This is a genomic window from Pseudomonas sp. T8, assembly GCF_024610635.1.
Taxonomy (GTDB): domain Bacteria; phylum Pseudomonadota; class Gammaproteobacteria; order Pseudomonadales; family Pseudomonadaceae; genus Aquipseudomonas; species Aquipseudomonas chlororaphis_I.
In genome coordinates, this window is sequence record NZ_CP102374.1 from 3,234,611 (window position 1) to 3,258,646 (window position 24,036).

General features: G+C 63.7%; 20 protein-coding genes. 7 read left to right on the top strand and 13 right to left on the bottom strand.

Annotated elements, in window-relative coordinates; all coding sequences use genetic code 11:
- Nucleotides 1–45 precede the first annotated feature (45 nt).
- Complete coding sequence (yjgA, locus tag NRG23_RS14595) at nt 46–567, top strand: ribosome biogenesis factor YjgA (RefSeq protein WP_009046993.1); 522 nt, start codon at nt 46–48, stop codon at nt 565–567.
- 48 nt (nt 568–615) lie between these two features.
- Here the strand turns inward: yjgA and tldD are convergent, their stop codons facing one another.
- The 8 genes from tldD to mreB all read right to left on the bottom strand — a co-directional run bounded on the left by tldD (nt 616) and on the right by mreB (nt 11,794).
- Nucleotides 616–2,058, bottom strand: a complete 1,443-nt coding sequence (gene tldD, locus NRG23_RS14600) for a metalloprotease TldD (protein ID WP_007929903.1) — start codon at nt 2,056–2,058, stop codon at nt 616–618.
- A 27-nt stretch (nt 2,059–2,085) separates the two neighbouring features.
- Nucleotides 2,086–2,925 carry a carbon-nitrogen hydrolase family protein gene (locus NRG23_RS14605; protein ID WP_257374911.1) on the bottom strand — a complete coding sequence of 280 codons (840 nt, stop codon included), beginning with the start codon at nt 2,923–2,925 and terminating at the stop codon, nt 2,086–2,088.
- 58 nt (nt 2,926–2,983) lie between these two features.
- Nucleotides 2,984–6,787 carry a YhdP family protein gene (locus NRG23_RS14610; protein WP_257374912.1) on the bottom strand — a complete coding sequence of 1,268 codons (3,804 nt, stop codon included), beginning with the start codon at nt 6,785–6,787 and terminating at the stop codon, nt 2,984–2,986.
- A gap of 75 nt (nt 6,788–6,862) precedes the next feature.
- Nucleotides 6,863–8,320, bottom strand: a complete 1,458-nt coding sequence (gene rng, locus NRG23_RS14615; RefSeq protein WP_007929907.1) for a ribonuclease G — start codon at nt 8,318–8,320, stop codon at nt 6,863–6,865.
- A gap of 57 nt (nt 8,321–8,377) precedes the next feature.
- Entirely contained in the window at nt 8,378–8,977 is a 600-nt protein-coding gene (locus NRG23_RS14620) for a nucleoside triphosphate pyrophosphatase (RefSeq protein ID WP_124354606.1), read from the bottom strand.
- Between the two features lie 43 nt (nt 8,978–9,020).
- Nucleotides 9,021–9,497 (bottom strand): rod shape-determining protein MreD, encoded by a 477-nt coding sequence (gene mreD, locus NRG23_RS14625; RefSeq protein ID WP_009042183.1) that lies wholly within the window; start codon nt 9,495–9,497, stop codon nt 9,021–9,023.
- Nucleotides 9,497–10,585: a rod shape-determining protein MreC gene (gene mreC / locus NRG23_RS14630; protein ID WP_219733753.1), complete on the bottom strand. Its 1,089-nt coding sequence runs from the start codon at nt 10,583–10,585 to the stop codon at nt 9,497–9,499. Before mreC ends, mreD begins: the two co-directional genes overlap by 1 nt.
- Nucleotides 10,586–10,756: 171 nt before the next feature.
- Nucleotides 10,757–11,794: a rod shape-determining protein MreB gene (gene mreB, locus NRG23_RS14635; protein ID WP_002555108.1), complete on the bottom strand. Its 1,038-nt coding sequence runs from the start codon at nt 11,792–11,794 to the stop codon at nt 10,757–10,759.
- Nucleotides 11,795–12,004: 210 nt separating this feature from the next.
- On the opposite strand from mreB, the gene gatC reads away from it, so the two are divergent.
- The 6 genes from gatC (at nt 12,005) to NRG23_RS14665 (ending at nt 17,213) form a co-directional block, all read left to right on the top strand.
- A complete protein-coding gene (gene gatC / locus NRG23_RS14640) occupies nt 12,005–12,292 on the top strand; it encodes an Asp-tRNA(Asn)/Glu-tRNA(Gln) amidotransferase subunit GatC (RefSeq protein WP_009042181.1) in 288 nt (95 codons plus the stop codon).
- Nucleotides 12,293–12,308: 16 nt separating this feature from the next.
- A complete protein-coding gene (gene gatA, locus NRG23_RS14645) occupies nt 12,309–13,760 on the top strand; it encodes an Asp-tRNA(Asn)/Glu-tRNA(Gln) amidotransferase subunit GatA (protein ID WP_009046988.1) in 1,452 nt (483 codons plus the stop codon).
- 10 nt (nt 13,761–13,770) lie between these two features.
- The gene (gene gatB / locus NRG23_RS14650) at nt 13,771–15,216 is read left to right on the top strand and encodes an Asp-tRNA(Asn)/Glu-tRNA(Gln) amidotransferase subunit GatB (protein ID WP_016701701.1); all 1,446 of its coding nucleotides are present in this window, start codon (nt 13,771–13,773) and stop codon (nt 15,214–15,216) included.
- 133 nt (nt 15,217–15,349) lie between these two features.
- Entirely contained in the window at nt 15,350–15,721 is a 372-nt protein-coding gene (locus tag NRG23_RS14655; RefSeq protein ID WP_016701700.1) for a septal ring lytic transglycosylase RlpA family protein, read from the top strand.
- Nucleotides 15,722–15,780: 59 nt separating this feature from the next.
- Nucleotides 15,781–16,836, top strand: coding sequence for a calcium/sodium antiporter (locus NRG23_RS14660; RefSeq protein WP_038630608.1), 1,056 nt, complete (start codon nt 15,781–15,783; stop codon nt 16,834–16,836).
- Nucleotides 16,833–17,213, top strand: coding sequence for a carboxymuconolactone decarboxylase family protein (locus NRG23_RS14665; RefSeq protein ID WP_009046984.1), 381 nt, complete (start codon nt 16,833–16,835; stop codon nt 17,211–17,213). The genes NRG23_RS14660 and NRG23_RS14665 overlap by 4 nt, the downstream gene beginning before the upstream one ends.
- Nucleotides 17,214–17,306: 93 nt before the next feature.
- Here the strand turns inward: NRG23_RS14665 and NRG23_RS14670 are convergent, their stop codons facing one another.
- The 5 genes from NRG23_RS14670 to kdgD form a co-directional block, all read right to left on the bottom strand.
- Complete coding sequence (locus NRG23_RS14670) at nt 17,307–18,248, bottom strand: AEC family transporter (RefSeq protein ID WP_038630607.1); 942 nt, start codon at nt 18,246–18,248, stop codon at nt 17,307–17,309.
- 299 nt (nt 18,249–18,547) lie between these two features.
- Complete coding sequence (gene garD / locus NRG23_RS14675; RefSeq protein WP_038630606.1) at nt 18,548–20,101, bottom strand: galactarate dehydratase; 1,554 nt, start codon at nt 20,099–20,101, stop codon at nt 18,548–18,550.
- 12 nt (nt 20,102–20,113) lie between these two features.
- Nucleotides 20,114–21,478 (bottom strand): MFS transporter, encoded by a 1,365-nt coding sequence (locus tag NRG23_RS14680; RefSeq protein ID WP_257374922.1) that lies wholly within the window; start codon nt 21,476–21,478, stop codon nt 20,114–20,116.
- 99 nt (nt 21,479–21,577) lie between these two features.
- Nucleotides 21,578–23,023: an aldehyde dehydrogenase family protein gene (locus NRG23_RS14685; protein ID WP_101281809.1), complete on the bottom strand. Its 1,446-nt coding sequence runs from the start codon at nt 23,021–23,023 to the stop codon at nt 21,578–21,580.
- A gap of 67 nt (nt 23,024–23,090) precedes the next feature.
- Nucleotides 23,091–24,002, bottom strand: a complete 912-nt coding sequence (kdgD, locus tag NRG23_RS14690) for a 5-dehydro-4-deoxyglucarate dehydratase (RefSeq protein ID WP_009046979.1) — start codon at nt 24,000–24,002, stop codon at nt 23,091–23,093.
- Nucleotides 24,003–24,036 lie beyond the last annotated feature (34 nt).

A 24,036-nucleotide genomic window follows, 5' to 3' on the forward strand; every position in this document is an offset into this window, starting at 1 on the left:
CCCCCGACTGGTTATCATGGCGGCGTTTCTTTGCGGACTGCCACCATGGTTGATTCTTACGACGACTCCCTCGATGGGGAGAAAAGCAAATCCCAGGTCAAACGCGAGCTGCATGCTCTGGTTGACCTCGGCGAGCGCCTTACAACACTCAAGCCCGACTTGCTGAACAAACTGCCGTTGACCGACGCCCTGCGCCGGGCCTTGGCGGATGCGCCCAAGCATGTCGCCCATATCGCGCGTAAACGCCACCTGCAATTCATCGGCAAGCTGATGCGCGATCAGGACACCAGCGCGATCCTGGTGCTGCTGGACCAGCTCGACGCCTCGACTCGCCAGTACAACGAACGTTTCCATGGCCTGGAGCGCTGGCGCGATCGCTTGATCGCCGGCGATGACGCGGTCCTGGAGAAGTTCGTCGCGGACTATCCGGAAGCGGATCGTCAGCAGTTGCGCTCCCTGATTCGTCAGGCCCAGCATGAGGTGGCCCATAACAAGCCGCCTGCCTCCAGCCGTAAAATCTTCAAATACATCCGCGAGCTGGACGAGACTCAACGCGGCCTGCGCTGAGCCTCGATTCGGGTGGGTTGCCCTGCAACTCACCCGCCGCTTCACGCCTCAAGCGCCCGTGCCACCCACGGTGATCGCATCGATCTTCAAGGTCGGCTGGCCGACACCCACCGGCACCGACTGCCCATCCTTGCCACACGTCCCCACGCCACTGTCCAGCGCCAGGTCGTTACCGACCATCGACACCCGGCTCATGGCTTCCGGCCCGTTGCCGATCAGGGTTGCGCCTTTGACCGGCGCGGTGATCTTGCCGTCTTCGATCAGATACGCCTCACTGGTGGAGAACACGAACTTGCCACTGGTGATGTCCACCTGACCGCCACCCAGGTTGGCGCAGTAGATGCCTTTTTTCACCGAGGCGATGATTTCCGCCGGATCGCTTTCGCCACCCAGCATGTAGGTGTTGGTCATGCGCGGCATCGGCAGGTGCGCATAGGATTCGCGGCGACCGTTGCCGGTGCGGGCCACGCCCATCAGGCGGGCATTGAGCTTGTCCTGCATATAGCCCTTGAGCACACCGTTCTCGATCAGGGTAGTGCACTCGGTCGGGGTGCCTTCGTCGTCGATGCTCAGCGAACCACGCCGCCCGGCCAGGGTGCCATCGTCAACGATGGTGCAGAGTTTCGAGGCCACCATCTCGCCCATGCGCCCACTGTAGGCCGAGCTGCCCTTGCGGTTGAAATCGCCTTCCAGGCCGTGACCCACCGCTTCGTGCAACAGCACGCCGGACCAGCCGGAACCCAGTACCACCGGCAGAGTGCCAGCTGGCGCAGGGATGGCTTCCAGGTTGACCAGGGCCTGACGCAAAGCCTCACGGGCATAACCCATGGCGCGGTCCTCACTGAGGAAATAACGGTAATCGGTGCGCCCGCCGCCGCCATGACCGCCACGCTCGCGGCGGCCGTTCTGCTCGACGATCACGCTGACGTTGAAGCGCACCAAAGGCCGCACATCCGCCGCCAGGCCACCGTCGGTGGAAGCGACGAGGATGCGTTCCCAGACCCCGGCCATGCTGACGCTGACCTGCTGGATGCGTGGGTCTAGAGCGCGGGTCGCGGCGTCGACACGCTTGAGCAGCTCGACCTTTTCCGCGCGGCTGATGACTTCCAGGGGGTTGTCCGGCGCATACAGCTGGGCCACGTCCTGGGTGGTAAAGGCCTGCACGGTGCCGTTCTGCCCGGCACGGGAAATCGAGCGCGCGGCCCGGGCAGCCAGGCCGAGCGCTTCGAGGGTGATGGCATTGCTGTAGGCAAAGCCGGTTTTCTCACCCGACTGCGCCCGCACGCCAACGCCCTGGTCCAGATTGAAGCTGCCTTCCTTGACGATGCCGTCTTCCAGCGACCAGGACTCGGAAATCTGCCCCTGAAAATACAGGTCGGCGGCATCGATGCCCGGGCCGGCCAGATCGCCGAGCACGCCCTGCAGGCTTTCCAGGGTCACGCCGCCGGGCGCCAGAAGGTGTTCACTGACTGAAGATAACAACCCGCTCATATGCTTTACGCCTTAAATTCGTCGTTCTTAAGCAAGTCGCTGCGCGCCTTGCGAGAAAAAGCGCCGGTGACTGGCCACCGGCATGCGCGCCCGGATGGACGCCTGTTCGCTGCTGTCGCGCTCGGCCAGCAGCACGGCCTCGTCTTGATCCTGTTGCGCCAGCACCCGGCCCCAGGGGTCGACGATGGCCGCATGGCCGAAGGTCTCCCGGGGTCCCGGATGAATGCCGCCCTGCGCCGCCGCCAGCAGGTAACACTGGGTTTCGATGGCCCGGGCACGGATCAGTACATCCCAATGCGCCGCGCCGGTCACGGCGGTGAACGCCGAAGGAGCGCTGATCAGTTCCGCCCCGGCGGCTCGCAATTCGCTGTACAGCTCGGGGAAACGCAGGTCGTAGCACACGGTCAGGCCAACCCGGCCCACCGGCGTATCCGCCACCACCACCTGCTCTCCATGAGCATAGTCATCCGACTCCCGGTAACGGCCGCGATTGTCGGCCACGTCCACGTCGAACAGATGCAGCTTGTCGTAGCGCGCCACTTGCTCGCCGTGCTCGTCGATCAACAGCGAACAGGCACGGGCCTTGGCCTCCGGCTGGTCCACCGGGGGCAGCGGCAAGGTGCCGGCCACTATCCATAACTTGAGGTCGCGGGCGGTCTGTTTCAACCAGGGCAGGATCGGACCTTCGCCCTGGGCCTCGGCACGACCGATGGCCGCCGCGTCGCGGCGTCCCATGGCGGCGAAGTTCTCTGGCAGTACGGCCAGCCGCGCACCGCCGGCAGCCGCCTGTTCCAGCAGGCTGCGCGCCTGCTGCAAATTAGCCAGCACGTCGCTCTGGCTGACCATTTGAATCACCGCGAGAGACATGGCGCACTCCAGGTTGGATATGTGGCCATGCTACTCCATAGACCCGGGCCGCGGTTTTTCAAAAAGGCTTGTCGAAGGTGATTTTCGGGTCCTTCCAGGGCCCCTTGACGCTGTACTGGACGCTGGCGAAGCGCGACACCCGGTCGCCGATCAGCTTGTCGATCAGGAACAGCGCCCCGCCGACCGCCGGCGCACCGACGATCAGCGCGGCGATCGGCAGGTTGTTGGTCACCGGCAGCGTCACCAGCAGCTTCGAATCCACCTGGTCGGCCACCAGGTCCAGGGTGCCATTGAGTTCCAGGTTGCTCGACGGCCCGGTCAGGGTGATGGGTTCGCGGGTCACGTAGACGCCGTTGCTGGCCACCAGCAAACCCTTGACCCGGTCGTAGCTCAGGCCCTTGCCGAACAGGTCGGAGAAGTCCAGGCGCAGGCGCCGGCCGATGGAGTTGAAGTTCAGCAGGCCGAAGACCCGCAGGGCCTGTGCCCCGCCTTCGACTTCCACGAACTGGCCTTTGCGCAGGGTCGCATCCAGGCTGCCCGAGAACCGCTTGAGCCCGACCCAGGCCGGCGACCCGGGCCAGCGCCCGTCCACATCCATATGGAATTCTTCGCTGGTCACGGTCGGCGCAAAGCCCCAGCCCTTGAGCACGTCCGCCAGGTTCTTGCCGCCCAGGCGGCCCTTGTACCAGCTGGTGGCCGCGCCGGGTTCGCCTTCCCAGCCGCCGGCGCCTTGCAGGACCATGCCCTTGAGGCCCAGGTCGAGGCTGTTGAAGGCCATGCCCTTGGCGGTCGGGCGCACTTTCAGCGACCAGGCGCCGATCAGGTCGTTGCCCTGGTACAGCTGATTGATCGAGAGATCCAGCGCCGGGACTTTCTTCGGGTCGACCGAGGCCAGCGGGTCCGGTGCGTTCTCGTCGGCCTGCACCGTCGGATCGGCGGCTGGCAGGCGCACGTACTGCAGATTGACCGCCATCGGCGCGGCCTTGGCATCGGGAATCGCCACGTTGCCCTTGGCCTGCTGGCTGTCGAGCTGCAGGGCCCAGGAGGATGGCTTGCGCGTCAACTGCACACGGGCCTCATCCAGGGTTGTGCCAAAACCGCTGAGCTTGCCGACCCGGAAGTCGGCGCCACTGAGCAGTTGCTTGGCGCTACCGCCCGCGTCCTGCCCGGCATAGCGATCGACCAGCGCCTTCCACGGCTCCACATCCAGTTCCGACAGCACACCGCGCACCCGCAGGCCCTTGCCCCCCGGCAACACGGCGTCGCCCTCGCCGAGGAACAACTCGCCACGGCCATCGGCAAAATTGCCGCTCGGCGCAGCGAAAGTAAAGTTGGCCAGATCGCCGTAATCGAACCAGTAACGCCGCTCGGCGCCCTGCAAGGTCATGCGCAATACACTGTCACGCCCCTGGCTGGCCGCTATGCCGAAAGGCGCGGGCAAGTCGACGGCAACCCCCTTGAGGCTGGAACTGACCATCAGTTGGCTGTCCGCACCGTCGAGGTTGAGCTGCAGCTGGTAGGGAATATCGCCGGAAACCGGCAACGGCTGGTTGTATTTCAGCCACTCCGTGAGCTTATTGACCGACACCTGGCCCTTGGCGACGACCCGGGTATCGAGTTTGCCGGGACGGCCATCGGCAAAGATCTGCGCGGTCACCGGGCGCTCGAAGGCCTGGGCGCTGATGCCCTGGCCGCTCAAGCCTTTGCTGCTGTCGAAACGGAAATCGCCCTTGAGCTGGCTCAACTCCAACTCCGGTTCGCTCAACTTGAGCCGTGCCTTGTTGGTCTTGAAGTCCACCAGCACCTTCGGCTCTTCGCCCTTGACCAGCGGGATATCCAGCTTCAGCTTGCCCTGCAGGTCGCCCTCGCCCTGCCAGCCGGCAAAGGTCGGGCCCGTGCCGATCGGCGCTTCCTGAAGAATTTTCAGACCATCACCCAGGCCGCCGGCGAACTCGCCGTCGATGAACATATGGGTGCTTTGCCCCGCGGGTACATGGGGAATATTGACGTAGACGTCGCTCACCTGGGTGTCGAGCAACTGGCCCTTGCTGGCCAGGATGCGCACACCGCTGTCCTCGATGAACACATCGCCGCTGACCTTGCCGATATGCGGCCAGCCCGGCTGGAAGGCCAGCTCGGCATCGTGCACCTTGAAGAACAGGCTGATGCTGCGCGCGGTGTCGGCCGCGCCATGGTTCAGCGAACCCTGGTACTGGAAGAAACCTTCATCCACCGCGCCCTTGAGGATCGCCGTGCGCAGCCATTCGTCCAGGGCCGGGCTGAGCACTTCGGGCAGGTACTTGGCAGTATAACGACCGTCGCCATCGACCAGGCCGACCCGCAGGTCCATGTAGTCTTCCTGGGTGTGGTCGAAATGCAGGCGGATCAGGAAGTCGCCGGCGATCTTGCCCTCCTCGCCCAGGACCTTGAGGTACGGCGCGATCAGGGTGAAACCCTGCTGGTCGAGCTTCCAGGTCAGCCGGGCATTGGCCTGGAGGTACTGCCAGGGCTTGGCGAAGATCGGGTCCAGGTGCAAGGCAAAGTCCTTGCTGTCCATGCGCAACTCGCCCTGCCCCAGGTCGCCGCTGATGCTGCCGCTGACGTTACGGGCCGCCGGCGCGCCGTGATAGGCGTTGAACCCGACCTGTTCCAGGTTGGCAGCAAAACTCAGGCGCTGATCGCCGCTGACCTGCGGCCGGAAGTCGAACAGGATGTTGCGCAGCGCGCCCGTGACCTTGAGGTTGTCGATGATGGTCGCGACCTTTTCCGGCAACGGCGCCCAGGCATCCAGGACCGGCGTGAGCGGCGTCAGGTCGAGGCGGTCGGCCTGCAAGTGCCAGAGCTCTTCGGCACTGTTGACGGTACCGGTCTGTTGCAACTGCAGGCGGGACTCCCAGCGCGTCTCGCCGATGTTCATGGCCAGCGAGTCGAAGGCGACGCTGAGGCCCTGGTCGTTGCGCTGGAAATAGGCATTGAGCGCCAGGTTCTTCACGGTGATTGGTTTGCGCTCGTCATAGGCCCCGCTGACCTGCGGTGCATTCAGGCGCGCGACCAGGCTCTGCAATAAACCATCGCCCCAGCTGAGCCAGAACTCGCCACCGGCCTTGAGCTCGGAGAACTGCCACTGCTGGGTCACGTGCGGCGGCAGCCATTTCGCCCAGTTGCTTTGTGGCAGGCTCAGGTAAGCGTCGACCTGCCCTTCGCGCCAGGCGCTGGCGCGGACTCGCGTGCGCAAGCTGACCGCCAGAGGCTGGCCGTCCGGCAGGGTCAGGCGCGCATCCAGGCGTTGACGGCTGGGGCCGGCACGCAGATTGAGGCCAACGTAGGTCAAGGCGATCGCGGGATGGTCGAGCGGTTGCAGGGTCACCTGGCTGTCGAGCACCGACAGCTCACTGACCATCTGCATGCGGTTGAGCAACTGCTCGGGGTCGATAGGCTGGTTATCCCGCACTGGCAGGCCTTCGAGCGCCCAGCGCCCATCCGGACCTTCCTTCAGGCTCAGGTTGAGGCCACTGAACTCAAGATGCTTGATCCGCAGCTGGCGCGCCAGGGCGCTGCCGGGCAGATCGGGCGCCACCCGCACCTGATCCAGGCGCAAGGCATTGGCGCCCTCGCCGACTATCACGTCGCGGGCCAGCAGGATCGGCGAAAAACCGCTCCAGCTGCCTTCCAGCCGGCCGACCTGCACCGGCATACCCAGGGCTTCCTGAGCCTTGGCCTGGACCTCGGCCTGATATTCAGCCACCAGCGGGGTCAGTTCCCGACCCAGGCTGACGTACAAGGCCGTCAGCACCAGCAGCAATGCACAAAGCCCCAGCCCCCAGCGGGTCAGAGCAGCGAGAAAGCGCATCAGACGCTCCATGTCAGTTGGCCCCCGTGGCAAGAGTCATGCACAAACCGAGGCCAGCTGTATCCGGTAAATGTAAGGTACGCGGACTCAGAGCAGCACCACGTCGTATTGTTCCTGGGAATACATGGTTTCGACCTGAAAACGGATGGTCCGGCCGATAAAGGCCTCCAGTTCCGCGACGTTGCCCGACTCTTCGTCGAGCAGCCGGTCGACCACTTTCTGGTTCGCCAGGACCCGATAACCTTCGGCCTGATAGGCCCGCGCCTCCCGCAGGATTTCCCGGAAGATTTCGTAGCAGATGGTCTCCGGGGTTTTCAGCTTGCCGCGGCCCTGGCAGCTGCTGCAGGGTTCGCACAGCACCTGCTCCAGGCTCTCCCGGGTACGCTTGCGGGTCATCTGCACCAGGCCCAGCTCGGTGATGCCGATGATGTTGGTCTTGGCATGATCGCGCTCCAGCTGTTTTTCCAGGGTGCGCAGCACCTGGCGCTGGTGTTCTTCATCTTCCATGTCGATGAAGTCGATGATGATGATCCCACCCAGGTTGCGCAGGCGCAGCTGGCGGGCAATGGCGGTCGCCGCTTCGAGATTGGTCTTGAAGATGGTTTCTTCGAGGTTGCGGTGACCGACGAAAGCCCCGGTGTTGACGTCGATGGTGCTCATGGCTTCCGCCGGGTCGACCACCAGGTAACCACCGGACTTGAGCGGCACCTTGCGCTCCAGGGCTTTCTGGATTTCGTCTTCGACGCCATACAGGTCGAAGATCGGCCGCTCGCCCGGATAGTGCTCCAGGCGATCGGCGATTTCCGGCATCAGTTCGGCGACGAACTGCGTGGTTTTCTGGAAGGTTTCCCGGGAGTCGATGCGGATCTTCTCGATCTTCGGGCTGACCAGATCGCGCAGCGTACGCAGGGCCAGGCCCAGGTCTTCGTAAATGACGCTGGGGGCGCCGATGGTCTTGATCTGCGCGCCGATCTGGTCCCACAGGCGACGCAGGTAACGGATGTCCATCATGATTTCGTCGGCGCCCGCACCCTCGGCGGCGGTACGCAGGATAAAACCACCGGCTTCCTTGATGCCTTCCTGGGCCACGCAATCGCTGACCACCTGTTTCAGGCGCTCGCGCTCGGCTTCGTCCTCGATCTTCAGCGAGATGCCGACATGGGCGGTGCGCGGCATGTACACCAGATAACGCGAAGGGATCGACAACTGAGTAGTCAGGCGCGCGCCCTTGGAGCCGATCGGGTCCTTGGTCACCTGCACCACCAGGCTCTGCCCTTCATGGACCAGGGCGCCGATGCTTTCCACCGCCGGCCCTTCGCGCAGGGAGATTTCCGATGCATGAATGAACGCCGCGCGATCCAGGCCGATATCGACGAACGCCGCCTGCATGCCGGGCAGAACCCGAACCACCTTGCCTTTATAGATATTGCCGACAATTCCGCGACGCTGGGTACGCTCGACATGGACTTCTTGCAGCACACCGTTTTCGACCACCGCCACGCGCGACTCCATCGGCGTGATGTTGATCAGAATCTCTTCACTCATGGCAGGGTCTCGTTCAGGCATATTCACTATGGATGGCCGCATCAGCAGGTACGGCGCTTAGCGCACTGCAAGGTTTTGCCAACAGGGTATGCCGAAATGGCCAAGTAGTTCTGCGGTTTCGCATACCGGCAAGCCGACGACAGCGGAATAACTGCCATTGAGCCCTGCCACGAATATCGCCGCAAGCCCCTGGATGCCATAGCCGCCGGCCTTGTCACAGGGCTCGCCGCTGGCCCAGTAGCGGGCTGCCTCGTCATCGCCGATCGCCCGGAAGCGCACCAGGCTGCGCACCACCCGCGACTCGCAGCGCTGGCCATCGAGCACGGCAATGGCGGTCAGCACTTCATGTTCGCGATCCGACAGGGCCATGAGCATCGACTGCGCATCGGCCTGGTCCAGGGGCTTGCCAAGAATTCGCCCATCCAGGACCACCGCGGTGTCGGCGCCCAGGACACAGGCCGCAGACGGTTCATCGGCGATCAGCGCATACCCGGCCGCCGCCTTGTCGCGCGCCAGGCGCTCGACATAGGCCACCGGGCTTTCATCGGGGAAAGGAGTTTCGTCGATATCCGCGCTTATGGCGGTAAAAGGCACGCCGATCTGCGTGAGCAGTTCGCGTCGACGGGGCGAGCCTGAGGCGAGGTAAAGCGATTTCATCAAGACATCTCCCTGTCGAGGTACGGGCAAATGCCTGACCGAATCAGTTGATTTTGAAACGTCGGCGCAACCCGCGCAAACCGAAGCTGACCCAAGGCCAGAGCAAGGCACTGACCAATGCCGGCAGAACCAGCGCAAGGGTCGGTTGACGGTTGCCGGTCAAGGCGCTGAGCCACAGCTGGACCAGTTGCGCCAGGCCGAAGATCACCAGGATCACCAGGCTTTGCTGCCACATCGGGAACATGCGCAAGCGTTGTTGCAACGACAGCACCAGGAAAGTGATCAGGGTCAGGATCAGCGCGTTCTGCCCCAGCAATGTGCCGTACAGCACATCCTCGGCCAGCCCCAGGCACCAGGCCGTGACCATGCCGACCTTATGCGGCAGGGCCAGGGCCCAGAACGCCAGCAGCAAGGCCAGCCAGAGCGGGCGCAGGATTTCCATGAATTGCGGCAAGGGGGACACGCTGAGCAGCATGCCGATGGCGAAGGTCAGCCAGACCATCCAGCCGTTTCGGGACATTATTCTCTTCCTCCCGTGGAGGCCGGGGCCGCGGCAGGCGGCTTGGGCGCGGCGGATCTGGTGACGGCTGGCTTGACCGGAGCCGGATGGGCCACGGGCTTGACCGGGGTCGCGGCGGCTGGTGTCGCGGGGGCTGCGGCTGGAGCAGCCGGAGCAGTTGGAGCGGTCGCGGCCGCTGGCGTCGCGGGCACGACAGGCTTGGGCACGGTCGCCGGAACCACCGGAGTGACGGCGCCACCCTGCTGATCCTGCGCTTCCTGAGCCTGGGCGGCGTCGTTGGCACGCTCTTCGGCGGTGCGGTTATCGCTGAACACCAGCAGCAGGTATCGGCTGCGGTTCAAGGCGGCCGTCGGCACGGCGCGCACTATGGCGAATGGCTGGCCGGAGTCATGGATCACCTCCTTGACCGTCGCTACCGGGTAACCCGCAGGGAAACGCTGGCCCAGGCCGGAGCTGACCAGCAGGTCGCCTTCCTTGATGTCCGCGGTGTCGGCCACATGACGCAGCTCAAGGCGCTCCGGGTTGCCGGTGCCGCTGGCAATCGCCCGCAGACCGTTGCGGTTTACCTGGACTGGAATGCTGTGGGTGGTGTCGGTGAGCAGCAACACGCGGGAGGTGTAAGGCATCAGCTCGACCACCTGCCCCATCAGGCCGCGGGCATCGAGCACCGGTTGCCCGAGCACCACGCCGTCGCGCTCACCCTTGTTGATGATGATGCGATGGGTGAAGGGGTTGGGGTCCATGCCGATCAGCTCGGCCACTTCGACCTTCTCATTGACCAGCGCGGAAGAGTTGAGCAACTCGCGCAGGCGAACGTTCTGCTCGGTCAAGGCAGCAAGCTTTTGCATGCGGCCCTGGAGCAACAGGTTTTCGGTCTGGAGTTTTTCGTTTTCGGCGACCAGCTCGGTGCGGCTACCAAACTGACTGGCCACACCCTGCCATAGCCGTTGCGGCAGGTCGGTGATCCAGTAGGACTGCATCAGCACCAGCGACATTTGGCTACGCACTGGCTTGAGCAGTGTGAAGCGGGCATCGACCACCATCAGCGCGACCGATAGCACGACCAGCACCAACAGGCGTACGCCCAATGAGGGGCCTTTGGCGAAAAGCGGTTTAATAAGCCGCTCCTCCCAGGCAAATGTTCTCTTTATTCATACGGCTTCAAACCGGCCTGGAGCAGAATGACAGAAGATAAACGCCAACAGGCAGCACTGCAAAGTGCTGCCTGCGAGCGGAACACATGGATGCACCCGGCGCGATTATTCGCTGGAGAGCAGGTCCATGGTGTGTTTGTCCATCATTTCCAATGCACGGCCACCGCCGCGGGCTACGCAGGTCAGCGGGTCTTCGGCGACGATCACCGGCAGACCGGTTTCCTGAGCCAGCAACTTGTCCAGGTCGCGCAGCAGGGCGCCACCACCGGTCAGCACCAGGCCACGCTCGGCGATGTCCGAAGCTAGTTCCGGAGGCGATTGCTCCAGCGCGCTTTTCACGGCCTGAACGATGGTTGCCAGGGACTCTTGCAGAGCTTCCAGCACTTCATTGGAGTTCAGGGTGAATGCGCGTGGCACGCCTTCGGCCAGGTTACGGCCACGAACGTCGACTTCACGGACTTCGCCGCCCGGGTAGGCAGTACCGATTTCCTGCTTGATGCGCTCGGCGGTGGATTCGCCGATCAGGCTGCCGTAGTTGCGACGCACGTAGGTGATGATCGCTTCGTCGAAACGGTCGCCGCCGACACGTACGGATTCGGCGTACACCACACCGTTCAGGGAGATCAGGGCGATCTCGGTGGTACCGCCACCGATATCCACGACCATCGAACCGCGAGCTTCTTCGACCGGCAGGCCGGCACCGATCGCGGCCGCCATCGGCTCCTCGATCAGGAACACCTCACGGGCACCGGCACCGAGGGCCGATTCACGGATGGCACGACGCTCAACCTGGGTGGACTTGCATGGAACGCAGATCAGCACACGAGGGCTGGGCTGCAGAAAACTGTTTTCGTGAACCTTGTTGATAAAGTATTGCAGCATCTTTTCGCAGACACTGAAGTCGGCGATCACGCCGTCCTTCATCGGACGAATGGCAGCAATGTTGCCCGGAGTACGACCGAGCATGCGCTTGGCTTCGGTACCGACAGCCACGACACTTTTCTGATTACCGTGGGTCCGAATGGCCACAACCGATGGTTCATTCAGGACAATACCGCGCTCGCGCACGTAAATAAGGGTGTTGGCAGTGCCCAGGTCAATGGAAAGATCGCTGGAAAACATGCCACGCAGTTTCTTGAACATGGGAAAGGGACCCTAGGCAACGCGTGGGTAAAAAAGTGCGGCAAACTCTAACAACGACAGGGATTTTGGGCAAGGCGCCAATATGTTAAATTGACTGCTTTTCTGTGCACCAACCCCCACAATCGCGGCCTTATGACCGTAGAAATGCGGTAGTGTTCCGACAATCTAACACACGGACGAGATCCGTTCTGTTTTCCACTGGAGAATCCCATGGCGCTTGAACGCTCCGACGTGGAAAAAATCGCTCATCTGGCCAGCCTTGGCCTCAATGAAGCCGATCTTCCACACATCACCTCCGACCTGAACAGCATTCTCGGGCTGGTGGATGCAATGCAGGCAGTCGATACCGACGGTATCGAGCCCCTGGCCCACCCGCTGGAAGCCAGCCAGCGCCTGCGCGCAGACGTTGTGACCGAGTCCAATCATCGCGAGGCCTATCAGTCCATCGCACCAGCGGTCGAAAACGGCCTGTACCTGGTTCCGAAAGTCATCGACTAAAGGGAAAGAGCCTGCAATGCATCACATGACCCTGGCCGAGATCGCCCGCGGACTCGCCGACAAGAAGTTTTCCTCCGAAGAGCTGACCAAGACCCTGCTGGCGCGTATCACCCAGCTCGACCCGCAGCTCAACAGCTTCATCAGCCTCACCGAAGATCTCGCGCTGCAGCAGGCCAAGGCCGCTGACGCCCGTCGCGCGAACGGTGAGAGCGGCGCCCTGCTCGGCGCGCCGATCGCCCACAAGGACCTGTTCTGCACCCAGGGCATCCGCACCAGCTGCGGCTCGAAGATGCTCGACAACTTCAAGGCGCCCTACGACGCCACCGTGGTCGCCAAGCTGGCCGCCGCCGGAACCGTGACCCTGGGCAAGACCAACATGGACGAATTCGCCATGGGCTCGGGCAACGAGACCAGCTATTACGGCGCGGCGAAAAACCCATGGAACCTGGAACGCGTTCCGGGCGGTTCGTCCGGCGGTTCGGCCGCCGCAGTGGCCGCGCGCCTGTTGCCTGCCGCCACCGGCACCGACACCGGCGGCTCGATCCGCCAGCCGGCGGCACTGACCAACCTCACCGGCCTGAAGCCGACCTACGGTCGCGTTTCGCGCTGGGGCATGATCGCCTACGCCTCCAGCCTCGATCAGGGCGGCCCGCTGGCGCGCACCGCCGAGGACTGCGCGATCCTGCTGCAAGGCATGGCCGGCTTCGACCCGCAGGACTCCACCAGCATCGACGAGCCGGTTCCGGACTACAGCGCCAGCCTCAACGGCTCGCTGCAGGGCCTGCGCGTCGGCGTACCCAAGGAATACTTCAGCGCCGGCCTCGACCCGCGCATCGCCGAGCTGATCCACAACAGCGTCAAGGAGCTGGAAAAGCTCGGCGCCGTGATCAAGGAAATCAGCCTGCCGAACATGCAGCACGCGATCCCGGCGTACTACGTGATCGCTCCTGCGGAGGCCTCCTCCAACCTGTCGCGCTTCGACGGCGTGCGGTTCGGCTATCGCTGCGAAGATCCGAAGAACCTCACCGACCTGTACAAGCGCTCCCGCGGAGAAGGTTTCGGCAGCGAAGTGCAGCGCCGGATCATGGTCGGTGCCTACGCCCTGTCGGCCGGTTACTACGACGCCTACTACCTGAAGGCGCAGAAGATCCGTCGCCTGATCAAGAACGACTTCATGGCTGCCTTTAATGAAGTCGACATCATCCTTGGCCCGACCACGCCGAACCCGGCCTGGAAAATCGGCGACAAGAGCAGCGACCCGGTCGCTGCGTATCTGGAAGACGTTTACACCATCACCGCCAACCTCGCGGGTCTGCCGGGCTTGTCCATGCCCGCCGGCTTCGTCGACGGCTTGCCGGTCGGCGTGCAACTGCTCGCCCCGTATTTCCAGGAAGGCCGTCTGTTGAACGTTGCCCACCAGTATCAGTTGCACACTGACTGGCACACCCGCACACCAACCGGCTTCTGAGGAGAAACACATGCAATGGGAAGTCGTGATCGGGCTGGAGATTCACACCCAGCTCACCACCAAATCGAAGATTTTCTCCGGTAGCTCCACCGCCTTCGGTGCCGAGCCCAACACCCAGGCCAGCCTGGTAGACCTGGGCATGCCCGGCGTACTGCCGGTGCTGAACCAGGAAGCGGTGCGCATGGCGGTCATGTTCGGCCTGGCCATCGACGCCGAGATCGGCCAGCACAACGTGTTCGCCCGCAAGAACTACTTCTACCCCGACCTGCCCAAGGGCTACCAGATCAGCCAGATGGAACTGCCGATCGTTGGCAAGGGCCACCTGGACATCCCGCTGGAAGACGGCACGGTCAAACGTGTCGGCATCACCCGCGCGCACCTGGAAGAAGACGCCGGCAAGAGCCTGCACGAAGAGTTCAACGGCGCCAGCGGCATCGACCTGAACCGCGCCGGCACCCCGCTGCTGGAAATCGTTTCCGAGCCGGACATGCGCAGCGCCAAGGAGGCCGTGGCCTACGTCAAGTCGATCCACGCCCTGGTGCGCTACCTGGGGATCTGCGACGGCAACATGGCCGAAGGCTCCCTGCGCTGCGACTGCAACGTCTCGGTACGCCCGAAAGGCCAGGCCGAGTTCGGCACTCGCTGCGAGATCAAGAACGTCAACTCGTTCCGCTTCATCGAGAAAGCCATCAACTCGGAAGTCCAGCGCCAGATCGAGCTGATCGAGGACGGCGGCAAGGTCATCCAGCAGACCCGCCTGTACGACCCGAACAAGGACGAAACCCGTCCGATGCGCAGCAAGGAAGAAGCCAACGACTACCGTTACTTCCCCGACCCGGACCTGCTGCCAGTGGTCATCGAGGACTCGTTCCTCGACCAGGTACGCGCCACCCTGCCGGAACTGCCGCCGCAGAAACGCGAGCGTTTCCAGGAGCAGTTCGGCCTGTCGGTCTATGACGCCAGCGTACTGGCCTCAAGCCGTGAGCAGGCGGACTACTTCGAGCAAGTAGTGAAGATCGCCGGTGACGCCAAGCTGGCGGCCAACTGGGTCATGGTCGAGCTGGGCAGCCTGTTGAACAAGCAGGGCCTGGAAATCGACGAGGCGCCAGTCTCGGCCGAACAACTGGGCGGCATGCTGCTGCGCATCAAGGACAACACCATCTCCGGCAAGATCGCCAAGACCGTGTTCGAAGCCATGGCCAATGGCGAAGGCCAGGCCGACGAGATCATCGACAAGCGCGGCTTGAAACAGGTCACCGACACCGGCGCCATCTCCGCCGTATTGGACGAAATGCTGGCGGCCAACGCCGAGCAGGTCGAACAGTATCGCGCCGCCGATGAAGCCAAGCGCGGCAAGATGTTCGGCTTCTTCGTCGGCCAGGCGATGAAGGCCTCCAAAGGCAAGGCCAACCCGCAACAGGTCAACGAACTGCTGAAAAGCAAACTCGAAGGCTGATAGCGGCGTGGATGGCGGGCATTCGATAGTGCGCCGCCCTGTGCAGGAGCGAACTTGCTGGCGATACGTTGTCTCAGACACAACGCTATCGCGAGCAAGTCCGCTCCTGTATCTGCATTTAGGGCTCCCTTTTATGAAGTCGCTACTGGCTGCCTGTTCCCTGCTCTTTCTCCTGGCCGGCTGCGCCAGCCATGTCGTCGACCCGCGGGGTTACGACAAGACCGGCGTCGCCTCCTATTACGGTGCCAAGCATCACGGCAAACGCACCGCCAGCGGCGAACCCTTCAACCAGCACGGCATGACCGCCGCGCACCGCGAGCTGCCATTCGGCACCCGCGTCAAAGTCACCAACCTCAATAACGACAAGAGTGTCGTGGTCCGGATCAACGACCGTGGCCCGCATACCCGTGGCCGCCTGATCGATTTGTCGCGTGCCGCCGCGCAACAGTTGGGTATGATCAGAAGCGGCACCGCCAAGGTGCGCGTGCAAGCCATCAGCGACTGACCCACGGAGCCCTGATCATTTTCGGATTAACCGATTTACCGCTGCTCAGCGTCCTTCAATTGTTCAGCGGCCTGGTCCTGCTGGTCGCCGGCGCCGAGTTGCTGGTACGCGGCGCGGTCCGCCTCGCCGCCCGCCTGCGTGTACGGCCGCTGATCATCGGCCTGAGCATCGTCGCCTTCGGCAGCAGCGCGCCGCAGATGGCCGTCAGCCTGCAAGCCACCCTGGCCGAAAACACCGACATCGCCGTCGGCAGCGTGATCGGCAGCGGCATCTTCAACATCCTGGTAACCCTCGGCCTGTCCGCCCTGATCATTCCGCTGCGGGTATCGCGCCAGCTGGTGCGGCTGGACATCCCGTTGATGATCCTCGCCAGCCTGCTGGTGTTCACCCTGGCCTACAACGAAGAACTGACGCCCCTCGACGGCCTGATCCTGCTGGCGACCCTGATCCTCTACCTCGGGTTGCTGCTGCGCCAGTCGCGGCACTCGGCGCGCCCGCCTTCCCAGCAAGCCCCAGACGTGCCCCGCGTGCACTGGTTGAGCAGCCTGCTGTGGATGATCGGCGGCCTGCTCCTGCTGGTGTTCGCCGGCCATCTGCTGGTCGAAGCGGCGGTGGAAGTCGCCACCGACCTGGGGCTGTCCGAGCGCATCATCGGCCTGACCATAGTCGCCGTCGGCACGTCCCTGCCGGCCCTGGCCACCTCGCTGATCGCAGCCTTGCGTGGCCAGCGCGACATTGCCGTGGGCAACGTCATCGGCAGCAACCTGTTCAATCTGCTGGGGGTCCTGGGTTTCACCGCCCTGGTGGCACCGACGCCCCTGTCGGTATCGCCCAACGCCGTGGACTTCGACCTGCCGGTGATGCTCGGCGTCGCCGTGCTGTGCCTGCCGGTGTTCTATTCGGGTTATCGGGTCACTCGCGCCGAAGGCCTGCTGTTTCTCGGCCTGTACCTGGCCTATGGGCTGCACGTGGTGTCCTTCACCACCGGCATGCCGCTGGCCGGCAAGCTGGAAGACCTGATGCTGTTTTTCGTCCTGCCAGTGCTGGTGGCGTTCCTGCTGTTCAGTTCGCTGCGGGCCTGGCGCCGCCAACATAAAAAAGGGGAAGCGCAATGACCGAGAATAAAAAGCAGGGCGTGGAAATGCGTCGCCAGGTGATGGGCGATGCCTTTGTCGAACGCGCCCTGGGCAACGCCACCGAGTTCAGCCAGCCGCTGCAGGACTTCGTCAACGAGCATGCCTGGGGCAGTGTCTGGAACCGCGAAGGCCTGCCGCTGAAAACCCGCAGCCTGATCACCCTCGCCGCCCTGACCGCGCTCAAGTGCCCGCAGGAACTCAAGGGCCATGTCCGCGGCGCCCTGAATAACGGCTGCACGGTGGAAGAGATTCGCGAGGCGCTGCTGCATTGCGCGGTGTACGCCGGCGTACCGGCGGCGATCGACGCGTTCCGCGCCGCCCAGGAAGTGATCGACACTTACCAGAAACCCGAGTGATCGGTAGGAGCGAGGCTTGCCCGCGATAGCGACCTGCCTGACACACCGTTATCGCGGGCAATCGAGCGTCGACCGACCGCTCCTACAAGAGCACTAGATCCACCCGCCCCACTGCAGCAGGAAGATCCCGATATTGGTGGTCACCGCCGCCATCAGCGTGGTGATGACGATGATCGCTGCCGCCAGTTCATGATTGCCATTGGCCGCCCGGGCCATGACAAAGCTCGCCGCCGCGGTCGGGCTGCCGAAATACAGGAACAGAATCCCCAGCTCCGCCCCGCGGAATCCGCAAAGCCAGGCCCCCAGGGTGGCGAGGACCGGCAGGCCGACCATTTTCACCAAGCTCGAACTCAGGGCCAGGTCGCCGCTCTCGCGCAGCGCCGCCAGGGACAGAGTGCCGCCAATGCAGATCAAGGCCAGCGGCAGGGTCATCTGCGCCAGGTACTGGCCGGACGTCTCCAGCCAGGTCGGCAGGTCGATCTGAAAAACCGCGAAAGGCGTGGCCGCCAGGACACTGATGATCAACGGGTTGCTGACCACGCTTTTGCAGATGCTCCACGGATCGGACTTGATCACCGGGCTGTACACCGCCAGGACGATGGTCGACAGGGTGTTGTAGAACAGGATCACCAGCGCCGCGAGAATCGCCCCGAGGGAAATCCCGTAGTCGCCGTACATGCTGGCCGCGAGTGCCAGGCCGATGACCCCGTTGTTGCCGCGAAACGCGCCCTGGGTGTAGATGCCCCGGTCTTCCCGCGGGCAGCGCCAGATCGCCCAGCCCCAGGCGAAGGCAAAGCTGGCCAGGGTGGCCACGGCGAAATAGATCAGCAGCCCCGGCTTGAGCGCCGAATGCAGATCGGCATGGAGGATGCCGAGAAACAGCAGCGCCGGCATGGTGACGTTGAACACCAGGGCCGACGCCGTGTGGATAAAACCGTCGTTGATCCAGCCGATGCGCTTGAGCAGCACACCGAGAAACAACATGGCGAATACCGGCGCGGTGATATTCAGCGTTTCGAGAAAAATGGCCAGCATGCCGGGTCAACCTTGAACCTGTCGTTAGGCGGCTAATGATAAGCCAGCCCGCGCCCTTAAGCCCGATGGATTTGCCCTAACCGCAAGCAGATCCATCGGACCGCAGGCGTTCGCGGCTATCAAACGCCACGCCCGCGCTGCACGCCGATCGCAGCCTTCGGCAGCAGCCACACGGATTGCGACATGCCATTCAACGGATCCTGACACGGACTCTGTAGCCGCTGCCGAAGGCTGCGATCGCCCCGAAGGGGCGTTGGCGCCCCCACCTACGCTGCAGATCCTGCGGCAGCGACTACCGATCAGGTAATCGGCGCCGGATTGAACAAGGTGATGTCGTTGTGCAGCTTGTGCCGCTCGGCCCAGGTCTGCTGCTTGCCACTGGCCACGTCCAGGTAGAAATGGAACAGCTCCCAGCCCAGCTCTTCGATACTCGCCCGCCCGGTGGCGATGCGCCCGGCGTCGATGTCGATCAGGTCCGGCCAGCGCTGGGCCAGTTCGGAACGGGTCGAGACCTTGACCACCGGCGCCATCGCCAGCCCGTAAGGCGTGCCACGCCCGGTGGTGAACACATGCAGGTTCATCCCCGCCGCCAGTTGCAAGGTCCCGCAGACAAAGTCGCTGGCCGGCGTCGCGCAGAAGATCAGGCCTTTGCGGGTGAAGCGCTCGCCCGGCCCCAGCACGCCATTGATCGCGCTGCTGCCGGACTTGACGATGGAGCCCAGGGACTTCTCGACGATGTTCGACAACCCGCCCTTCTTGTTGCCCGGCGTGGTATTGGCACTGCGGTCGGCCTCGCCCTTGGCCAGGTAACGGTCGTACCAGTCCATCTCGCGCACCAGCTCCCGGGCCACCTCTTCGGACTCGGCGCGGGAAGTCAGCAGATAGATGGCATCGCGCACCTCGGTGACTTCGGAAAACATCACCGTCGCGCCGGCCCGCAACAGCAGGTCCGAGGCATAGCCCAGGGCCGGATTGGCGGTGATCCCGGAGAAGGCATCGCTGCCGCCGCACTGCATGCCGAGGACCAGCTCCGAGGCCGACACGGTTTCCCGGCGCCGCTGATCGAGCTTGCGCAAACGCACCTCGGCCAGCTCCATGATCTGCTCGATCATCTCGGTAAAACCCTGGCTGGAGTCCTGCAGGCGGTACAACCAGGGCTCGCTGAGGTCCACCGAACTGTCGCCTTCGTGCATCACCTGCCCGGCCTGCAGCTTCTCGCAGCCCAGGCTGATCACCAGGGCCTCGCCCCCCAGGTTCGGGTTGCGCGCCAGGTTACGCACGGTACGGATCGGGATATAGGCATCGGTGGCGGTGATCGCCACGCCGCAGCCATAGCTGTGGGTCAGCGCCACCACATCGTCGACGTGGGGATACTTGGGCAGCAGTTCGTCCTTGATCCGCTTGACCGCATGATCGAGCACCCCGGTCACGCATTGCACGGTGGTGGTGATGCCCAGGATGTTGCGCGTGCCGACCGTGCCGTCGGCATTGCGATAGCCCTCGAAGGTGAAACCTTCCAGCGGCGCCTGGGCCGCCGGCACCTCGGTGGACAGCGGCAGGCTGTCCAGCGGCGGCGCGCTGGGCATGCGCAACTGCTCCTCCCTGACCCAGCTGCCGCGGGCGATCGGCTGCAAGGCATAGCCGATGGTCTGGCCGTAGCGAATCACCGGGCCGCCTTCGGCGATGTCTTCCAGCGCCACCTTGTGGCTCTGGGGGATAAAGTCCAGGGTCACCAGGCCGTCGGCGAACGCGGTGCCCGCCGGCACGCCCTGGTCATTGACCACAACCACCACGTTGTCCCGCTCGTGCAGGCGGATGTAGCGCGGCGAATCGGAATGTTCAATCAACTGCATGACGCCGCCCCTTCAGGAATGCGCTTGGGAAAGTTGGGTCAGCTCGGGGCCGTTGCTCGGTGGCTCCTTGAGCACCACGCGCTTGATCGGACCGACGATCACCAGGTAGCTGAACACCGCCAGCAGTGCGTTGCAGCCGACGAACACCAGCGCCCATTTGAACGAGCCGGTGGAACTGATGATGTAGCCGATGACGATCGGCGTGGTGATCGACGCCAGGTTGCCAAAGGTGTTGAACAGGCCGCCGCTCAAGCCGGCGATCTGCTTCGGCGAGGTATCGGACACCACCGCCCAGCCGAGCGCGCCCACGCCTTTGCCGAAGAACGCCAGGGCCATGAAGCCCACCACCATCCATTCGATGTCCACATAGTTGCAGGCCACAATGCTGCTGGAGACCAGCAGGCCGGCGATGATCGGCGCCTTGCGGGCGAAGGTCAGGGAATGCCCCTTGCGCAGCAGGTAGTCGGAAATCACCCCGCCGAGCACCCCACCGATAAAACCGCAGATGGCCGGCAAGGAGGCGATGAAACCGGCCTTGAGAATGGTCATGCCACGCTCCTGCACCAGGTACACCGGGAACCAGGTCAGGAAGAAATAAGTGATGCCGTTGATGCAGTACTGGCCCAGGTACACGCCGAGCATCATGCGGTTGGTCAGTAACTGGCGCAGGTAGTCCCATTTCGGGCCGTCGCTGCGTTTGCCCTGGACCTTGTCCTGGTCCATGTCGACCATGCCGCCGTTGTCGGCGATGTGCTTGAACTCGTCCTCATTGATCAGCGGGTGCTGGCGCGGGCTGTAGATCACCTTGAGCCAGACCAGCGAGAAGACGATGCCGATCGCGCCCATCACGATGAACACGTGCTGCCAGCCGAAGTGATAGACGATCCAGCCCATCAGCGGCGCGAACAGCACCGTGGCGAAGTATTGCGCCGAGTTGAAGATCGCCGAAGCCGTACCGCGCTCGGCGGTGGGGAACCAGGCCGCGACAATCCGCGCGTTACCGGGGAAGGATGGCGCCTCGGCCAGCCCCACCAGGAACCGCAGCATGAACAGCGCCACCACCGCGGTGGAAATGCCGAACTCACCGACATAACCCTGCAGCACGGTGAACAGCGACCAGGTGAAGATGCTCAAGGCATAGATTTTTTTCGAGCCGAAGCGGTCGAGCAGCCAGCCGCCGGGGATCTGCCCCGCCACATAGGCCCAGCCGAAGGCGGAGAAGATATAACCGAGGGTGACGGCGTCGATGCCGAGGTCTTTCTGCAGGCTGGAGCCCGCGATGGCGATGGTGGCGCGGTCGGCATAGTTGATCGTGGTCACCAGGAACAGCATGAACAGGATCAGGTAGCGGACGCGAGTCGGCTTGGTCGCTTGCATATGGATGTACTCCCACTAATTATTTTTATGCGGGTAAAACATTCGCTTCATCGACCCCGCCGGGCCTCAGGCAAAGGCTGGCGGGGGGTACAGCGGGGCTTACGATCCGATGTAGGAGGTCTTCACCACGGTGTAGAACTCCTGCGCGTAGCGACCTTGCTCGCGGGAACCATAGGATGAACCTTTGCGACCACCAAAAGGTACGTGGTAATCGACGCCGGCCGTCGGCAGGTTGACCATGACCATCCCCGCCTGGGAGTGGCGCTTGAAGTGGTTGGCGTATTTCAGCGACGTGGTGGCGATGCCCGCCGACAGGCCGAATTCGGTGTCGTTGGCCATGGCCAGCGCCGCCTCGTAGTCGGCAACGCGCACCACGTTGGCCACCGGGCCGAAGATCTCTTCGCGGCTGATGCGCATCGAGGCCTGGCTGTCGGCGAACAGGGTCGGCGCGAGGAAATACCCCTCGGTATCGCAGGTCACCAGGCCGCCACCGCTGACCAGCCGCGCCCCTTCGGACTGGCCGATATCGATGTACTTCAGGTCCTGTTCGAGCTGCGCCTGGGATACCACCGGGCCGATATCGGTACCGGCCTTCAGCGCATGGCCGACCTTGATCGAGCGCATGCGCTCGGCCATCGCCTCGACGAACCGGTCATGGATGCCCGCGGTGACGATCAGCCGGCTGGAAGCGGTGCAACGCTGCCCGGTGGAATAGAAGGCACTCTGTACCGCCAGCTCCACCGCCTGCTTGAGGTCGGCATCGTCGAGGATGATCTGCGGGTTCTTGCCGCCCATTTCCAGCTGCACCTTGGCCTGGCGCGAGACGCAGTTGACGGCGATCTGCCGGCCCACGCCCACGGAACCGGTGAAGCTGATGCCGTCGACTTTCGGGCTGTTGACCAGGGCGTCGCCGACCAGCCGGCCGCTGCCCATCACCAGGTTGAACACCCCGGCCGGGAAACCGGCACGGGAAATGATTTCCGCCAGGGCCCAGGCACAGCCCGGCACCAGCTCGGCGGGCTTGAGCACCACGCAGTTACCGTAGGCCAGGGCCGGGGCGATCTTCCACGCCGGGATGGCGATCGGGAAGTTCCACGGGGTGATCAGGCCGACCACGCCCAGGGCTTCGCGGGTCACTTCGACGTTGACGCCCGGACGCACCGACGGCAGGTAATCCCCCGAGAGGCGCAGGCATTCGCCGGCAAAGAACTTGAAGATATTGCCGGCGCGGGTCACCTCGCCGATGGCTTCGGGCAGAGTCTTGCCCTCCTCCCGGGCCAGCAGGGTGCCGAGTTCTTCACGACGGGCTAGGATCTCGCTGCCGACCTTGTCCAGGGCATCGCTGCGCGCCTGGATACCGGAGGTCGACCAGGCCGGGAATGCATCGCGCGCCGCATCGATCGCGGCATGCACCTGAGCCAGGTCGGCCTTGGCGTATTCGCCAATGACATCGGACAACTCGGACGGGTTGATATTGGTCGAGTAGTCGGCACCGGCAAGCCACTGGCCACCGATGTAGTTATCGAAGCGTTTTACCTCTGCCACGCGCCCTCTCCTTACACAAAAGCCTTACGCAAAAGGCCGCTGATCGCTCAGCGGCCCCGGGGATGGATTACTGCGCGCCCTGGGCATCGATCAACGCCGCCAGCGCTTCATATTCTTCCGGCAACAGATCGGTCAGCGGCGCCCGCACCGGGCCCGCGTCATGGCCGACGATGCGGGCTCCGGCCTTGACGATGCTCACCGCGTAACCGGCCTTGCGGTTGCGGATATCCAGGTAAGGCAGGAAGAAGTCATCGATGATCTTGCCGACCGTGGCGTGATCTTCCCGGGCAATGGCGTGGTAGAAATCCATCGCGGTTTTCGGGATGAAGTTGAACACCGCCGAGGAGTACACCGGCACGCCCAGGGCCTTGTAGGCCGCAGCGTAGACTTCGGCGGTCGGCAGCCCGCCCAGGTAGCTGAAGCGATCGCCGAGGCGACGGCGGATCGACACCATCAGCTCGATATCGCCCAGGCCGTCCTTGTAGCCGATCAGGTTCGGGCAGCGCTCGGCCAGGCGCTCCAGCAGCGGCGCGGTCAGGCGGCAGACGTTGCGGTTGTAGACCACCACGCCGATCTTCACCGATTTGCACACCGCCTCCACATGAGCGGCGACCCCATCCTGGCTGGCTTCGGTCAGGTAGTGCGGCAACAGCAACAGCCCCTTGGCCCCCAGGCGCTCGGCCTCCTGGGCGTATTCGATGGCCTGGCGGGTCGAACCGCCGACCCCGGCCAGGATCGGCACGCTGGTGGCGCAGGTGTCGACCGCGGTCTTGATGATTTCCGAATATTCGCTGGCCGCCAGGGAGAAAAACTCACCGGTGCCGCCTGCGGCGAACAGCGCCGAGGCGCCGTAAGGGGCCAGCCATTCCAGGCGCTTGATATAGCCCGCGCGATGGAAATCGCCCTGGGCATTGAAATCGGTCACCGGGAAAGACAGCAAGCCGGAGGAGAGGATGGACTTCAGTTCTTGTGGATTCATTATTCGAACACCCTGGGACGCACATTGTGATGAG

Bases quoted from the DNA above. Each gene is read 5' to 3' on its own strand.
- mreB (WP_002555108.1), bottom strand. From the start codon at position 11,794: ATGTTCAAGAAACTGCGTGGCATGTTTTCCAGCGATCTTTCCATTGAC.
- NRG23_RS14670 (WP_038630607.1), bottom strand. From the start codon at position 18,248: ATGCTGGCCATTTTTCTCGAAACGCTGAATATCACCGCGCCGGTATTC.
- gatC (WP_009042181.1), top strand. From the start codon at position 12,005: ATGGCGCTTGAACGCTCCGACGTGGAAAAAATCGCTCATCTGGCCAGC.
- rng (WP_007929907.1), bottom strand. From the start codon at position 8,320: ATGAGTGAAGAGATTCTGATCAACATCACGCCGATGGAGTCGCGCGTG.
- yjgA (WP_009046993.1), top strand. From the start codon at position 46: ATGGTTGATTCTTACGACGACTCCCTCGATGGGGAGAAAAGCAAATCC.
- NRG23_RS14680 (WP_257374922.1), bottom strand. From the start codon at position 21,478: ATGCAAGCGACCAAGCCGACTCGCGTCCGCTACCTGATCCTGTTCATG.
- garD (WP_038630606.1), bottom strand. From the start codon at position 20,101: ATGCAGTTGATTGAACATTCCGATTCGCCGCGCTACATCCGCCTGCAC.
- gatA (WP_009046988.1), top strand. From the start codon at position 12,309: ATGCATCACATGACCCTGGCCGAGATCGCCCGCGGACTCGCCGACAAG.
- NRG23_RS14620 (WP_124354606.1), bottom strand. From the start codon at position 8,977: ATGAAATCGCTTTACCTCGCCTCAGGCTCGCCCCGTCGACGCGAACTG.
- mreD (WP_009042183.1), bottom strand. From the start codon at position 9,497: ATGTCCCGAAACGGCTGGATGGTCTGGCTGACCTTCGCCATCGGCATG.
- NRG23_RS14655 (WP_016701700.1), top strand. From the start codon at position 15,350: ATGAAGTCGCTACTGGCTGCCTGTTCCCTGCTCTTTCTCCTGGCCGGC.
- tldD (WP_007929903.1), bottom strand. From the start codon at position 2,058: ATGAGCGGGTTGTTATCTTCAGTCAGTGAACACCTTCTGGCGCCCGGC.
- NRG23_RS14605 (WP_257374911.1), bottom strand. From the start codon at position 2,925: ATGTCTCTCGCGGTGATTCAAATGGTCAGCCAGAGCGACGTGCTGGCT.
- NRG23_RS14610 (WP_257374912.1), bottom strand. From the start codon at position 6,787: ATGGAGCGTCTGATGCGCTTTCTCGCTGCTCTGACCCGCTGGGGGCTG.
- kdgD (WP_009046979.1), bottom strand. From the start codon at position 24,002: ATGAATCCACAAGAACTGAAGTCCATCCTCTCCTCCGGCTTGCTGTCT.
- NRG23_RS14665 (WP_009046984.1), top strand. From the start codon at position 16,833: ATGACCGAGAATAAAAAGCAGGGCGTGGAAATGCGTCGCCAGGTGATG.
- gatB (WP_016701701.1), top strand. From the start codon at position 13,771: ATGCAATGGGAAGTCGTGATCGGGCTGGAGATTCACACCCAGCTCACC.